Below are 14783 nucleotides of genomic sequence, written 5' to 3' on the forward strand. Positions count from 1 at the left end.
GAGAGGGACAAGCCCTACGAGGCTCGGCATCGACGATGAAGTGCGAGGCCCTGCCTTTCACTAGATCCAGTAACACCATAGACTTTGTTGTCATGCGGATCGAACAGCTCGACTATGTGGCCGCCGTCGCCGAGCACGGCTCACTGCGCCGTGCTGGTGAGCACCTGCACGTCTCCCAGCCCGCGATCAGCGAGGCGATCACGAAGCTGGAGCGCGAGCTCGGCGTGACGCTGCTGGACCGGCGCCGCTCCGGCGCCCGGATCTCGGCCGCCGGACGCAGCCTGATGCCCTACCTCACCGACGTGCTCGACGGCGTCGCGCGGCTCGCCCACGCCGCCAGCGGCCACACCGGTGCGGGCCGCACGATCCGGATCGGCACGGTCAACACCGGCACCTCGCACGTGCTCCTGCCCGCCGCGCACGCCCACCAACACGGCCCGGCGGCCTCCCCTGTCGAGATCCGCCAGCTCCAGCAGGGCGAGATCCAGGTCGGGCTGGCCGAGGGCACCCTCGACCTCGGCCTGGTCAACCTGCTGGTCGAGGACGAGCTCCACCCCGACCTGCACGGCGTGGAGCTGATGCGCGGCACCGCCGTCGCCGTCCTCCCCCGCGACCACCCGCTCACCGGCCAGGAGAGCGTCAGCGCCGCCGACCTGGCCGGGGCCGACTTCATCGCGATGCGCGAGGGCTACGTGATGTACCGCGTCGCCAAGCGGCTCTTCGGCGACGCCACTCCCCCGGCCCTGCACAGCACCGACGGCGCCGACATGGGCTCGAAGATGGTCGGCTCGGGCCTGGGCGTCACCGTGCTGCCGGACTTCAGCGTGCACGACGACCCGCTCGCCGTCGCCGGGATCATCACCACCCGGCCGCTGGCCGTCGACCCGATCGTGGTCCGGATGGTGCTGCTCACCCGCAAGGGCGCACGTCACCCCGAGAGCGTGCGCGCCCTGATCGGGGCGCTGCGCTCCCGGGCCTCGCAAGTCTGAGGCTGGCGGGGCCTCTCAGACCTCGCGACGCTCCTCGACGTGCCGCGTCTCACCACGCTGCTTGTTCATCACCAGCGACAGGACGATCGCCAGGACGCCGACGGCGACCAGGATCCATCCCAGCGTGTCCGACGCGATGTACTTGTCCATCCCGTCGATCTTGATCGCGCCGAACCCGAAGATCAGTCCGACGGCCAGCAGAACGATGCCAAGTCCGATACCCATGACGGCTCCCTTGCCTCGAAAGTGGTGCCTTGCCCTAGCACCGACACTCTTCCCCGGCTGGGAGCCTTCAAACCGTGCTCAGAGCGGGTAGGCCTGGACGAACTCGGTGAGCGCCTTGAGCTGGTCGGGGTCGGTCGACGGGATCACGCCGTGACCGAGGTTGAAGATGTGCCCCGTGGCCTGCTTGCCGATCTCGATGATGGTCGCGGCACGCTCGAGCATCACCTCGGTCGGCGCGAAGACCAGCGCCGGGTCGAGGTTGCCCTGCACCCCACGGTCGGGCCCTGCCGCAGCGATGCCGTGCTCCAGCGGCGTACGCCAGTCGACACCGAGTACGTCGGCACCGGCCGACGCCATCTCGGGCAGCAGGGACGCCGAGTTCACCCCGAAGTGGATCCGCGGCACGCCCAGCCGCCCCGCCCGCTCCAGCACCTGGGCGGAGTACGGCTGCACGAAGCGGACGTAGTCGGCCGGGTGCACCGCGCCGGCCCACGAGTCGAAGAGCTGCACGGCGCTCGCACCGGCGGCCACCTGGACCTCGAGGAAGCTCGCGGAGATGTCGGCGATCTTCGTCATCAGGGCGTCCCAGATCTCAGGGGCGCCGAACATCAGGGCCTTGGTCTTGGCATACTCCTTGGACGGACCGCCCTCGACCAGGTACGACGCCACCGTGAACGGTGCGCCGGCGAAGCCGATCAGCGGCGTGCCGTGCTCGCCCACCCCGGCCAGCTCCGCGGTCAGGTTCTGCACCGCCGCGGTGATGAAGGGGACGTCCTCGGGCGTCAGCGACGGGATCGCCTCGACGTCGGCCAGGGTGCGCACCGGGTTCGCGATCACCGGGCCGACGCCGGGCTTGATGTCGAGGTCGACACCGACGGCCTTGAGCGGCAGCACGATGTCGGAGAAGAAGATCGCCGCATCCACGCCGTAGCGACGCACCGGCTGGAGCGTGATCTCAGTGATCAGGTCGGCGTCCATGCACGAGTCGAGCATCGCGACGCCCTCGCGGACCTTGAGGTACTCCGGCAGCGAGCGCCCCGCCTGCCGCATGAACCACACCGGCGTGTGGGACGGCTTCTCCCCGCGCGCGGCACGGAGGAACGGGCTCTGCTGGAGGTCGCGCATGACGTGATCGTCCCATCGCTCCCGGCGTGGGTGCACATTTCAGGAGTTATTCAGTTTTATGGTGTGCGGGTGGTGGTTCGGAAGGAGGCTCAGCCTCGTGAGTTCGAGGCGGCGATGGCCGCGATGCGAACCGCGACCCTGAGGCCCGAGATCGCCTGCGAGGAGATGCCCGCTCCGCAGCGGATCGCCCCGTACGCGACAGCGCTCAGTGCCGACGTCACCGTCGAGGAGACCGAGGTCGCCACCGGACGGCTGATCCTGCTGCACGACCCCGACGGCAACGACGCCTGGGCCGGCGGCACGTTCCGCTGCGTCGCCTACGCGCGCGCCGACATCGACCCCGAGATGATCAACGACGCCCTGCTCGGCGGCGTCGGCTGGTCCTGGCTGACCGAGGCCCTGGAGGCGCACGACGCCCCGTTCGCGGCCCCGTCGGGCACCGTCACCCGGGTCGTCACCGAGAGCTTCGGCGCGATGGACGAGGAACCGCCCAGCGCCCAGATCGAGATCCGCGCGTCGTGGACCCCGGTCGCCACCCCGAGCGGCGTCTTCGACGTCCGCCCCCATGTCGAGGCGTGGGGCGAACTGCTCTGCACCGCAGCCGGCCTGCCGCCGGTGCCCGAGGGCGTGGCCATCATGCCCAGCCGCCGTGGACAGCGAGGCTCATGACCGACGTGACACCCGAGCCCGACCAGGCCGCCGAGGCGCCCCAGGTGCCCCTGCTGACCCTGCGTGACGGCCTGCCGAGCGTGGTCGACACCGACGAAGCACTGCTCCGCGCCGCCGAGGCGATCGCCGCCGGCACCGGCCCGGTCGGCCTGGACGCCGAACGTGCATCGGGCTACCGCTACTCCAACCGTGCCTACCTGGTGCAGCTGCGCCGTGAGGGTGCCGGCACCTGGCTGATCGACCCGATCGGGCTGAGCACGATGCAGCCCCTGATCGACGCGCTGGCCGGCACCGAGTGGATCCTACATGCGGCCACCCAGGACCTGCCCTGCCTCAACGAGATCGGGCTCTACCCGACGAAGCTCTTCGACACCGAGCTGGCCGGACGCCTGTTGGGCTATCCCCGGGTCGGCCTCGGCACCCTGGTCGAGACGGTGCTGGGCTTCGGCATGCTCAAGGAGCACTCCGCCGCCGACTGGTCGACCCGGCCGCTGCCGGAGTCGTGGCTCGAGTACGCCGCTCTCGACGTCGAGGTCCTGGCCGAACTGCGTCTGGCGATGATCGACCAGCTCAAGGCCGCCGGCAAGGACGAGTGGGCCCGCCAGGAGTTCGACGCGCTGCGCTTCTTCGAACCCAACGTCAAGGTCGATCCGTGGCGTCGGGTGTCGGGCAGCAACAAGATGCGGGGCCGTCACCTGGCCGCCGTACGGGAACTGTGGATCGAGCGCGATGCGATCGCCGCGGAGCGGGACTCCACGCCCAGCCGTCTTCTCCCCGACGCCGCGATCGTGGTCGCGGCCACCGCGATGCCGACCGACAAGGCGGCGCTGCTGGGGCTGCGTGGCTTCCACGGCCGCGGCGCCTCGCGCTACGCGACCCGCTGGCTGGACGCCATCGGGCGGGCGATCCAGACCCCCGAGTCGGACCTGCCCGGTCGGGCTGCGCGCCACGACGGACCGCCCGCGGCCCGCGCCTGGGCCGACCGCGACCCGGTCGCCTCGACCCGGCTGACCCTGGCCAAGGAGTCGATGGCCGAGCTCGCCGAGGAGCGCCACCTGCCGGTGGAGAACCTGCTCACCCCCGACACCATGCGTCGGGTGCTGTGGACCCCTCCGGCCACCCGCGAGCCCGGTGACCTGCTCGACCAGGTCACCGGTCAGCTCTCGGGCTACGGGGCCCGTGGCTGGCAAATCGCGCTGACCGCGCCGCTGCTGACCTCGGCGATCCTCGACGCCGAGGCCTGAGCCGGCTACCCGCCGGCGGCGATCAGGGGGTCGCGGTCGGCGTCGGGTTGGCGGCGATGCTGGCCTGGGCCAGCAGTGGCGCCGCGGCAGCGTCGACCTCCTCGGCAGCCTGCTGTACGGCGACCGGGATCTGCCCCGGGACGAAGAGCCGGTCCACGGCGCTGCGGGTGGCCTCCTCGATCGCGGACCACTGCTCGGTGAACGGCAGGATCGCCATCTTGCGGACCGTGTAGGTGAAGACCGAGGAGTGCAGCGGCGCCTGGTCGGTCTGGAGGAAGTCCTCGGTCAGGGCGACCTGCTGGTTGACCGGCACCAGGTAGCCGGTCGCGGCGAGCGGCTTGACGCCCTCCTGGGAGGAGAGCCCGACGAGCAGGTCGGCGGCGGCCTCGATGTGCTCGGACTTCGCCGACAGGCACAGGGCGGTGTAGTCGCCGGTGGTGGTGGCGTCGTCGATGGTCGGCATCGGCAGCACGTCCCAGCGCAGTCCGCTGACGGCCCGCAGCGCGGGCACCAGCGAGCGGTCGCCGACCATCATCGCGAGCTTGCCGTTCTTGAACCAGCGCAGCTGCTGGTCGGCCGAGGCGGTGGTGGTCACCGACGGGTTGGCCAGCACCGGCAGCACCTTGTCCAGCGCCTCGACGCCCTGGTCGTTGCCCAGCGTCATCTCGTACTTGGTGACGTCGGCGAGGGTGCCGCCCGCGGACAGGAAGAACGGGGCGAGCGCGGTCAGGGTGGAGTCGATCGCGAACGGCTTGACGCCGTCGTGGGTGGCGGCCTGCTGGGCGGCGAGCTGGAACTGCTCCCAGGTCCAGCTCTTCGAGGTGCGGATGTTGGGCACGTCGATGCCCTGGGCCTGCATCCGGGGGAAGTCGACCAGGTCGGTGTTGTAGTAGACCACCGACGGGTTCACGCCGTACGGCATGCACTCCAAGCGCTGGTCCTTGCTCAGCGCCTCCAGGGCGTCACGGGAGTACTTGTCCCCGATGTCGACGTTGCGGGCGTCGAGGTAGTCGTCGACCGGCTCGACCTTCTTGCCCGCCTCCAGCTTGGACAGGTCGGCGCGCGAGATCAGGAAGACGTCGGGCAGCGTCGTCTTCGGGTCGTTGATCGCCGTCATCATCGCGGCGTCGCTGGACCAGGAGGTCAGGTTGACCGAGGCGAGGTCGGTGCCGGCGTTGTAGTTCGCCACCGCCGTGCCCCAGGCCCGGACCTCAGCGCTGTTGCCCCACACGCCGAGGGTCAGCTTCGCCGGGGTGGTGACCCCGGTCGGGCTCGGCGTCGGTGTCGGTGTCGCCTTCGTGGACGAGGTGGAGGTTCCGCAACCGGCCAGGACGAGCACACCAGCAACTGCGACAACCTGCTTCAACACGAACACCACTCTAACGAGGGGTGTCTCAGCCCTCCGAAACGAGTAGCGCACGCCGGACCGGGAGCGCCTCACGGCGCAAGGCCGCTCTAGGCGGCTAATTTTGGGACCCGGGGCTGCCGCGGCCCGGCGTGCTCTCCTATTTTAACCGTTCACACCAGGCCATGTGCCAACTCGACGTGCGCGGCCTCTTCCAGCTGCTCGGCCAAGAGCAGCATCTGCTTCGGATCGCGGTCCAGGTGGGCCCTGCCGGTGGCCACCACCCGGGCGAAGGCCGAGCCACGGAAGAGCACGTCGGCGAAGTCGGAGCCCGCGATCCCGCGCAGCACCTCGTCGACCATCGCACGGAGCTGGTCGGGGCCGGGCGGGTCGGCGACACCGGCGACGACCCGGGCGACCTGGGCGGTGCGCCCCTCGGCGTACTCCTGGGAGACGCCGACCGGGTCACGGTGCACCCACTGGCGCAGCAGGAAGAGTCGCCACAGGCAGCCGGCGAGGGTGTCGGCAGGGGCGCCCGACCAGACCTGGGCGATCGTCTCGATACCCTCCTCATCGGCGAGGTGGAGCAGCCGGTCGGCGACCTCGGGGTCGGCCGACTCCCGCGCACCGCGGACGAGCAGGGTCGCGGCCTGGTCCCCGGCCTCCCGCAGGAGCGCCGGATCGACCCCGGACTCGATCGCCTCGAAGTACCGGTCTCCCGGCTGCATCGGCCGGTGGTGGCGGCGTGGCGTTGGCTCCCTCACCCGCCCGAGCCTAGCCGTTCTCCACAGGGGCCAAAGTCCTCTAGCGAGGGGTGTGCGGAGCGGGTTAGCCTCGGCCAGCCCCACTGGTCGGGGGCTCACTCGGGAAGGCCAGATCATGAGATGCACTCGCCTGTACGCCGCCCTCGGCGCGCTCCTCGCAGCCCTCACGCTCGGCGCCTGCGGCTCCGATCCGGCCCCGCCGACACCGTCCCCCTCGACGACCTCCGCGACGGCCTCGCCCTCCGCCACCGCGTCGCCGTCGGAGACGACAGCGCCGGTGCTGCCGGAGGCGGCCAAGGCGCACACGAAGGCAGGGGCCGAGGCGTTCGTGCGGTACTTCTGGGAGGTCGTGAACTATGCCCAGGAGAGTGGGGACACGAAGCCGCTCAAGGCGTTGAGCCTTGCAGGCTGCACCGCCTGTTCCGCCGGGGTCCGCGGCATCGACGACATCCACTCCCGCGGCGGCCGAGTCATAGGCGGCAGGGCCATCCCGACCGTGACGTCAACGCGGCTAACGAGCGGCAAGCACGATGGCCAGACCATCACATTCGCAACCGTAACCGTGCGTGTCGGCTTCGCGCCCGAGAAGATCGACTATCCAAACGATGCGTTGGACGTTCGCAAACCAGCGTCGACTGCGGTTGACGTCTTCACTCTCACCAGCGCCACGCCCGGTTGGAGCGTCAGCCACCTAGAGGCCACAAAATGAGGTGGCCAGCCGTCGCAATCCTTCTGCTGTTGCCGAACTTCGCCTTCCTCGGCACCTCCCCTGCGATCGCTGGCGGGTGCGGCAGTTCGGACGTCAGTGTGGGAACGGGATCGAGCGACTTTCAAACGAGCGTCGAAGAGCAGTCCGGGGGCTGTGACGAACCCACGACCAATTCCGGCAGCGGCAGCAGCGAGCCGACCCACGACGTAGTCATCACGGTGTGTGCCGATGCACTCCAGGGCAATCAAACCTGCGACCAAGCCGCTCACTGCCCCGATGGAACGCCCGAAACGCACACTCTCGTCTACACCGAGTCGGGAGCCCTGGTTGGCGAGTCAAGCAACTGTCCCTCCGACCCCACCGCCCCACCCGGCCCCTCCGTCGCCGACATCGTCACCGCCTTCCGGCGCATCCCCCTCCCCCGCTCGACCCTCCAGATCCAGCCGCCGGACGGGGAGACGCTGGTGAATTTCACGACGAACTTCCTCACCGAGGCCGAGGCCTTCTCCACCAGCGTGACCCTGATCGGGCACCGGGTGGACTTCCGGATCACCCCGTCACGGTTCCGGTGGTCCTACGGTGATGGCAGCGGGGCGACGACGGCGAAGCCGGGGGCGCGGTACCCGACGATGGGGGTGACGCACGTCTACCGGAAGCGGGGTGCGGTGAAGGCGGCGGTCGACACGACCTGGTCGGCGGACTACCGGGTGGACGGCGGCGGGTGGGCCGCCGTGCCCGACACCGTGACGATCGCCGGGGCCGCCCAGGCCCTGACGGTGCGCAGCGCGACGCCGCTGCTCGCGGGCGCCGACCGCTAGCTGTACCCGGCCATGAGGTTGGTAGCAGTGCCTGGCCATGGACTTGATCGACGCCGCCTCGATCGAGTTCGAGCTTGCCGTGCGGCAGTTGCCGCCCGATTCCTGGGGGCGGGGAAGCCGACGCCGTCCGAGATGACCGCCAGAGAACTCGTCGATCACGTTGTCAGGGGAAATCGGTTCAGCGCTCTGATCCTTGCCGGCATGGGCCGGGACGCTGGATTCAATCGTCGTCGAACGCCTCTGGGCGACCGTTGAACCGCATGTGACCGAGATGCTTGCGTTCGGGGCATACGGCGACGGCCCCAGCGGAACTGTTCCTCCAGACGCCCGATCACCTAGCCCGGCTGCTCGACGCCTTCGGCTGGAGGCCGAGACCAGCCAGACGGGGAGATCCTCGTGGCCACCTGAGACGTCAGGTTTTGTCGGTGGCTTCCCATACTGTGATGGGTATGAAGCCGAAGGGCGGAGCGGGAGTGACCAGCAGTGCCGAGGCACTGTTGGAGGGCTGGCGTGCCGACCAGGCCAAGGCCCGTCGCCGTGAGGTGAAGGCCTTGGACAAGGCGATCCGCTGGCTGACGGTGGTGGCAGATGCGGGTCCGTCGGAGCAGCGGTACGGCCTGGAGATGCCCGTTGGTGGCGATGGCTGCCCTCGCATCGGGGAGGAAGCAGTGGCGGAGTTCGCTGCCTTCGCTCAGATGAGCCCACGCGCCGCACTGGCCTATCTCGCTGATGCGTGGGACCTGGCCTGGCGGTTCCCCGAGACTCTGGCTGCCGTCCGTGAAGGCAGGGTGGAGGTGTGGCGGGCCCGTCAGGTCGCCGCGACGCTGCGCGGTGTCCCGGCCGAGGGTGCGCGGTACGTCGACGAGGCCATCGCCCCGATCGCGCATCGGGTCGGGATGGCCCGGCTCCGACGCATGGTCATCTTCGCCGAGATCCTGAGTGACCCCGACGCAGCGGTCGCCCGGGCGAGGGCGGCAGCCGAGGGCCGGGCGATCAGTGTGTCCGGGACCGGGCAGCCCGACGGCCTCGCGGACGTGTTCGGACGCTTGGATGCCGCTGACGCGGCGGACTTCGAGGCAGCGATCCAAGACGTCGCCGCCGAACTCGCCGACCTCGACGCAACCGACCCGGACTCTGAGCCCGAGTCTCTGGACGTCCGCCGTGCGAAGGCAGTCGGGGTGATCGCACGACGCCACCTCGCTGGGGAGACCCCCGGTGCCGTGACGCGGGTGGTGCACACCTACGTCCACCTCACCCCCGACTCACCTGTCGCCCAGGTCGAAGCCGGGAACACCCTCGCCCCCGTGGAGCGGGTCACGGAGTGGTGCCGCACCGCGGGCACGAAGGTGATCATCCGCCCCGTCCTCGACCTCGCCGCACCTCACACCCGCGACGGCTACGTCCCCACCGAGACCATGCGGGAACAAGCCATCCTGATCAACCGGACCTGCGTCCACCCCTGGTGCGACCGCCCCGCGAGAGCCTGCGACCTCGACCACATCACCCCCTACAACCCCAACGACAACACCGACAGCCCGCCCGGCCAGACCACCAGCACCAACCTCGCACCCCTGTGCCGCCACCACCACCGCCTCAAGACCCACAGCGGATGGCAGTACCAACACCTCGAACCCGGCCTCTACCTCTGGACCAGCCCCTCCGGCAGGACCTACCTCCGGACGACTACCGGCACCACGACCCTCAGCGAGCTGCCCCGGCCGGTCTAGCTGACCCGGCCAGCCGACCGCAAGGGACACGACTCAGCCCCGGGACCTACGGAGATCCCCGTACATCTCCGTGGGCCTCGGGGCCGATGCCACGTCTTCTACCCCGAGCCCACAGCGGCGAAACCTAGGCGTCGAGGATTTTTCGGATCCGCGCGTCCGAGACCGGCACCGCCGTGCCCAGGTTCTGCGCCCACAGGCTGACCCGCCACTCCTCCAGCAGCCAGCGCACCTCGCGCAGCCGCGCCCCGGCCGGACGACCGGCCGGCAGTGCCGCCATCGCCTGAACGTAGCGTGCCTGGAGGTCGGCCATCTGGATCATCAGCGTCTGGTCGGCTCGCAGCCCGGCGGCATCGGCGATCCGCTCGCGGCGCTTGAGCAGCGCAGCGACGTACGTCGGATAGCGCCGCAGGTGCGGTCCCGACTGCGAGATGAAGCCGCGTGAGAAGAGCCGGGCGACCTGGTCCTTCATGTCGGTGACGGCGGGCAGCTGGTACATGTCCACCCGGCCGGTCAGTGCCTTCTCCGCCTTGCGCTGCGCCTCCAGCGCCCGCAGTGCGTCGTCGAGGGTGGCACGGATCCGCGGCTCCAGATCGCGCCGGTAGGCACTCAGCACGACGGCGTACGCCTCAGGATCACGCGGCACCGGGTGGGCGTCGATGGTGGCCCGGGCGACCGCGGCGCGGCAGTCCTCGATCAGGTCGGCGGCCGACGGGTACGGCGTCGCGGCCAGCGCCAGCTTGTCGCTCATCGACAGGCCGTCACCGATCCGCTTGACCAGCTCGGCGCCGGAGTCCAGGAGCAGCAGCCGGGCGACGCCGAGCCGGTGCCGGGCCTCGGCCTCGTCGGCGGTGCCGACCACGGCCAGCCCGACGCTGGTGCGCTCGTCGACCAGGCAGCGGTAGACCGTCACCTCGTGCCCGGCACGCTTCTCCGTCACCGTCGGCGCGATCGCCCCGAACGTCCAGGCGGTCTGCCCGGTCGCGGTCAGCCCCGCATCGGAGGCGACCTCGGCGATCGCGCGCCGGAACTCCCCGGCCAGGGGCTTCTTCAGCGCCTCCAGGTCCTTGCCGCGGGCCTGCTCCGTGCCGGTCGCATCCAGCACGCGGTACGTCGGCCTCAGATGCTCCGGCAGCGGTGCCCACGCCTCCCGCGGCACGACCACGCCCACCGTGGAGCGGATCCACCGCTCCAGGGCGTCGAGCAGCGGCTCCTCCCCCGGCGAGACGGCGGCGAGGAAGTCACGGGCCCGGTCGGGTGCGGGCACCAGGTGGACCCGCAGGTTCTTCGGAAGCCCCCGGATCAGGGTGGTGACCAGCTCCTCGCGGTGTCCGGGCACGTTCCAGGAGAAGTCGCCGTCGTCGACCCGGTTGAGGGTGGCGACCGGGATGTCGATCGTGATGCCGTCGTCCGTCGCCCCCGGCTCGAAGTGGTAGCTCAGGTTGAAGGTCAGCGCCTCGGACTCCCAGGCGTTGGGAAACTCGGTGACGTCGACGTCGCGCGCCAGCCGCGACGGGTCGAAGACCAGTAGGGACTTGTCCTTCTGCTTCTTCCACCAGGAGTCGAAGTGCGCGCCGGAGACGACGTTGGCGCCGACGCGGGCGTCGTAGAAGTCGAACAGGGTCTCCTCGTCCACCACGATGTCGCGGCGGCGGGCCTTGTGCTCCAGCTCCCGGGCCTCGTCCAGCAGGCGGGCGTTGGTCTTCAGGAAGGCGTGGCGGCCGTTCCACTCGCCCTGCACCAGGGCGTGCCTGATGAACAGCTCGCGGGCGACGGGCTTGTCGACCCGGCCGTAGTTCACCAGGCGGTCGGCGACCAGCGGGACGCCGTACAGGGTGACCTTCTCGTGCGCCATCACCGCGGCACGGCGCTGGCTCCAGTGCGGCTCGGAGTAGGTCCGCTTGACCAGGGTCGGGGCCAGCTCCTCGGCCCACTCCGGCTTGATCGAGGCGACCTGGCGGGCCCAGAGCCGGCCGGTCTCGACGAGCTCGCCGGCCATCACGAACGGGGGGTTCTTCCGGGCCAGGTCGGAGCCGGGGAAGATCGCGAACCGGGTGCCACGGGAGCCGAGGTACTCCCGGGGACCGGGGCGCTTGCCCTTCTCCCGGGGGCCTCCGCGCTCCCGCTTCTCCTCGCGGACCTCCAGGGCCCCGATCTGGCTGAGCAGACCCGACAGCAGCGAGCGGTGGATGCCGTCCTCGTCGGGGGCGTCGGCGACCTGGCCGCGCAGCCCCATCTCCTTGCAGACCTGACGCAGCTGGGACTCGAACTCCTGCCACTCCCGGACCCGCAGGTAGTGCAGGTGCTCGGCACGGCACATCCGCCGGAACGCCGAGGAGGAGAGCTCACGCTGCTGGGTCTTGATGTAGGTCCACAGGTTGAGCCAGGCCAGGAAGTCGCTGCCCTCGTGCTTGAACCGGGCGTGGGACTGGGCGGCCTGCGCCTGACCCTTCGGGTCGTCGGCGCCGGGGCGCTCGCGCGGGTCCTGGAGCGACATCGCCGCGGCGATCACCATCACCTCGCGCAGGCAGCCGCGCCGCTCGGCCTCCAGCACCATCCGGCCCAGCCGCGGGTCGATCGGCAGCCGGGCGAGCTGACGCCCCAGGTCGGTCAGCTGCGGACCGCGACCGGCCCGCTCCTCGCCGCCGGCGCGCAGCGCACCGAGCTCCTCGAGCAGCTGCACACCGGAGGTGATGTTGCGCTTGTCGGGGGCCTCGACGAACGGGAAGTCGGCGATGTCACCCAGTCGCAGCGAGGCCATCTGCAAGATCACCGAGGCGAGGTTGGTGCGCAGGATCTCCGGGTCGGTGAACTCGGGTCGGCCCTCGAACTCCTCTTCGGAGTAGAGCCGGATCGCGACGCCCTCGGCGACACGTCCACACCGGCCCGAGCGCTGGTTGGCCGAGGCCTGGCTGATCGGCTCGATCGGCAGTCGCTGCACCTTGGTCCGCGCCGAGTAGCGCGAGATCCGGGCCACGCCGGTGTCGATCACGTAGCGGATCCCCGGCACCGTCAGCGAGGTCTCGGCGACGTTGGTGGAGAGCACGATCCGGCGTCCGGTGTGGGCCGAGAAGACCTTGTGCTGCTCGGCGGCACTGAGCCGGCTGAACAGCGGCACGACCTCCAGCGTCCCCTTCGACGGGTCGATCCGGAGCGCGGAAGTGAGGGCGTCGGCGGTGTCGCGGATCTCGCGCTCGCCGGGCAGGAAGACCAGGATGTCGCCGGGGCCGACGGCGGAGAGCTCCTTGACCGCGTCCACGATCGCCTCGGTCTGGTCGCGGACGACGGGCTCGCCGTCCTCGTCGGACTCCGGCAGCTCCATCAGGGGCCGGTAGCGCACCTCGACCGGGAAGGTCCGGCCGCTGACCTCGATGATCGGCGCGGGCTTGCCGGTGGTCACGTCGGCGAAGTGCTCGGCGAACCGCTCGGGGTCGATCGTCGCCGAGGTGATGATGATCTTGAGGTCGGGTCGGCGCGCCATCAGCCGGCGCAGGTAGCCCAGCAGGAAGTCGATGTTGAGGCTGCGCTCGTGGGCCTCGTCGATGATGATCGTGTCGTAGCGGCGCAGGTCGCGGTCGCGCTGCAGCTCGGCGAGCAGGATGCCGTCGGTCATCAGCTTGATCCGCGACGCCTTGGACGTGCGGTCGGTGAACCGGACCTGGTAGCCGACCAGGTCGCCCAGCTCGGTGCCGAGCTCCTCGGCGATCCGCTCGGCCACCGCGCGCGCCGCGATCCGGCGCGGCTGGGTGTGGCCGATCATCGTCCGGCCGAGCTCGAGGCAGATCTTCGGCAGCTGGGTGGTCTTGCCCGAGCCGGTCTCACCGGCGACGATCACGACCTGGTGGTCGCGGATCGCGGCAGCGATCTCGTCGCGGACCGCGCTGACCGGGAGGTCGGGGTAGGTGATCACCGGCAACTCGGACATAACCGCCCAAGTCTCGCAGGCGGTGGGGTGGGGCTCAAACCGACTTTCCCCGGTACGCCGTCACCGCACCGCCCCACCGAGCCGGTGGCCCGAGCACCACCAGCACCACCGGGGTCAGCTCGACGGCGAGGCCGAGGGGGCCTGAGGCGTGCTCTGCGAGCCGTTGCCCGAGCCCTGGTTCATCATCGGGCCACCCATGCCGCCCATCCCGCCACGGCCACCGAAGTCGCCACGCTGGGACATCCGGCCGCGGTCGCCGTCGTGGTGGTCCCCCACGACGTACCCGATCGCACCGCCGAAGACGCCTCCGACCCCGAGGCCGACGACGAGGCAGGCAGCACCGACGACGACGGTCTGCCACATCTTGACCAGCCGCGCCGGGCGCGGGGCCGTGGTGGGAGCGGGCGCGGTCGGCACCTGCTCCGTGGGGGCAGCCTGCTCGGGCTGCCAGGTCGGCGGTTCGCCCGCCGCGGGCGTCGGGTTCTCAGTCATGCTCCCAGGATGCGTCGGGAACCTGAGCGGGACAGGCGCGAAGGCTGAACGGGAACTATGTCTCTGAGCCGGCGGTGACGGCACCCGCGGCCAGGGCGGTCGGCTCGGTCAGGCCGAGGGCCAGGTGCGGCAGCGACTCGGTCACCAGCCGGAGCAGCTCGGCGCGCGAGACCTCCCCCGAGCGCTTCCACTCCAGGACCAGCTCCTCGGCCATCGCCGACCAGCCGCGCACCAGCAACCGGGCCGAGGCGGAGTCGGGCAGCAGGGTGCCGGCGTCGGCGACGAAGATCCTGTCGATCAGCGCCGACCTGACCTCGTCGTAGATCCGGGCCAGGGTCTCGTTGCCGCTCTTGGCCCCGGTCAGGAGCGAGAGGTAGCCCTCGTAGTTCTCGTCCACGAAGTCGATGTAGGCCTCCATCGAGACCGCCAGGCGCTGCAACGGGTCCTCGAGGGGCTGCGGGGCGGTGCGGGCGATCAGATCGTCCGCCGCTCGGCGTACGACGGCCTCCTGGAAGCCCGCCAGGCCACCGAAGTAGTGGTAGAGCAGCCCGCGGGAGATCCCCGCCGCCTCGGCCAGCAGGTCGATCGAGATCTCCGACAGCGAGCGCTTGGCGAACAGCCGCACCCCGAGGTCGAGGAGCTGCGAGCGCCGCTCCTCGGAGGTGAGACGGGTGCGTGAGGTCACGGCCCCACTCTATTGAAAGAGTTTCAATAACGCTATTGACGTTCGTTCAACAACGCCCTTAGCGTGGCG

13 protein-coding genes are annotated in these 14783 nt (G+C 70.4%); 6 read left to right on the top strand and 7 right to left on the bottom strand.

Going from position 1 to position 14783, the window contains the following annotated elements; translation table 11 throughout:
- The first annotated feature begins 92 nt into the window (after window positions 1-92).
- Window positions 93-989, top strand: a complete 897-nt coding sequence (locus Q1V88_RS10840; RefSeq protein ID WP_300681204.1) for a LysR family transcriptional regulator — start codon at window positions 93-95, stop codon at window positions 987-989.
- Between the two features lie 15 nt (window positions 990-1004).
- Here Q1V88_RS10840 and Q1V88_RS10845 read toward each other — a convergent pair whose 3' ends face one another.
- Window positions 1005-1214 carry a hypothetical protein gene (locus Q1V88_RS10845; RefSeq protein ID WP_300681205.1) on the bottom strand — a complete coding sequence of 70 codons (210 nt, stop codon included), beginning with the start codon at window positions 1212-1214 and terminating at the stop codon, window positions 1005-1007.
- 78 nt (window positions 1215-1292) lie between these two features.
- A complete protein-coding gene (gene hemE / locus Q1V88_RS10850; protein ID WP_300681206.1) occupies window positions 1293-2339 on the bottom strand; it encodes a uroporphyrinogen decarboxylase in 1047 nt (348 codons plus the stop codon).
- 69 nt (window positions 2340-2408) lie between these two features.
- Here hemE and Q1V88_RS10855 point away from each other — a divergent pair, with 69 nt between their 5' ends.
- Together Q1V88_RS10855 and Q1V88_RS10860 are read left to right on the top strand one after the other, a co-directional pair.
- Entirely contained in the window at window positions 2409-3008 is a 600-nt protein-coding gene (locus Q1V88_RS10855) for a DUF3000 domain-containing protein (RefSeq protein ID WP_300681207.1), read from the top strand.
- Window positions 3005-4252: a ribonuclease D gene (locus Q1V88_RS10860; protein WP_300681208.1), complete on the top strand. Its 1248-nt coding sequence runs from the start codon at window positions 3005-3007 to the stop codon at window positions 4250-4252. The genes Q1V88_RS10855 and Q1V88_RS10860 overlap by 4 nt, the downstream gene beginning before the upstream one ends.
- Window positions 4253-4274: 22 nt before the next feature.
- Here Q1V88_RS10860 and Q1V88_RS10865 read toward each other — a convergent pair whose 3' ends face one another.
- Both Q1V88_RS10865 and Q1V88_RS10870 read right to left on the bottom strand, forming a co-directional pair.
- A complete protein-coding gene (locus tag Q1V88_RS10865) occupies window positions 4275-5621 on the bottom strand; it encodes an extracellular solute-binding protein (RefSeq protein WP_300681209.1) in 1347 nt (448 codons plus the stop codon).
- A 149-nt stretch (window positions 5622-5770) separates the two neighbouring features.
- A complete protein-coding gene (locus tag Q1V88_RS10870) occupies window positions 5771-6325 on the bottom strand; it encodes a hypothetical protein (RefSeq protein WP_300681210.1) in 555 nt (184 codons plus the stop codon).
- 151 nt (window positions 6326-6476) lie between these two features.
- Between Q1V88_RS10870 and Q1V88_RS10875 the strand changes: the two genes are divergently transcribed.
- The 3 genes from Q1V88_RS10875 (at window position 6477) to Q1V88_RS10885 (ending at window position 9615) form a co-directional block, all read left to right on the top strand.
- A complete protein-coding gene (locus Q1V88_RS10875) occupies window positions 6477-7070 on the top strand; it encodes a DUF6318 family protein (protein WP_300681211.1) in 594 nt (197 codons plus the stop codon).
- Between the two features lie 464 nt (window positions 7071-7534).
- Complete coding sequence (locus tag Q1V88_RS10880; RefSeq protein WP_300681212.1) at window positions 7535-7888, top strand: hypothetical protein; 354 nt, start codon at window positions 7535-7537, stop codon at window positions 7886-7888.
- 449 nt (window positions 7889-8337) lie between these two features.
- Window positions 8338-9615 (top strand): HNH endonuclease signature motif containing protein, encoded by a 1278-nt coding sequence (locus tag Q1V88_RS10885; protein ID WP_300681213.1) that lies wholly within the window; start codon window positions 8338-8340, stop codon window positions 9613-9615.
- A 124-nt stretch (window positions 9616-9739) separates the two neighbouring features.
- Here the strand turns inward: Q1V88_RS10885 and hrpA are convergent, their stop codons facing one another.
- The 3 genes from hrpA to Q1V88_RS10900 all read right to left on the bottom strand — a co-directional run bounded on the left by hrpA (window position 9740) and on the right by Q1V88_RS10900 (window position 14714).
- A complete protein-coding gene (hrpA, locus tag Q1V88_RS10890; RefSeq protein ID WP_300681214.1) occupies window positions 9740-13537 on the bottom strand; it encodes an ATP-dependent RNA helicase HrpA in 3798 nt (1265 codons plus the stop codon).
- A 114-nt stretch (window positions 13538-13651) separates the two neighbouring features.
- Window positions 13652-14029: a hypothetical protein gene (locus Q1V88_RS10895; RefSeq protein ID WP_300681215.1), complete on the bottom strand. Its 378-nt coding sequence runs from the start codon at window positions 14027-14029 to the stop codon at window positions 13652-13654.
- Between the two features lie 55 nt (window positions 14030-14084).
- Complete coding sequence (locus tag Q1V88_RS10900; RefSeq protein ID WP_300681216.1) at window positions 14085-14714, bottom strand: TetR/AcrR family transcriptional regulator; 630 nt, start codon at window positions 14712-14714, stop codon at window positions 14085-14087.
- Between the last annotated feature and the right edge of the window lie 69 nt (window positions 14715-14783).

This window comes from Nocardioides sp., assembly GCF_030150155.1.
Classification (GTDB): Bacteria; Actinomycetota; Actinomycetes; order Propionibacteriales; family Nocardioidaceae; genus Nocardioides.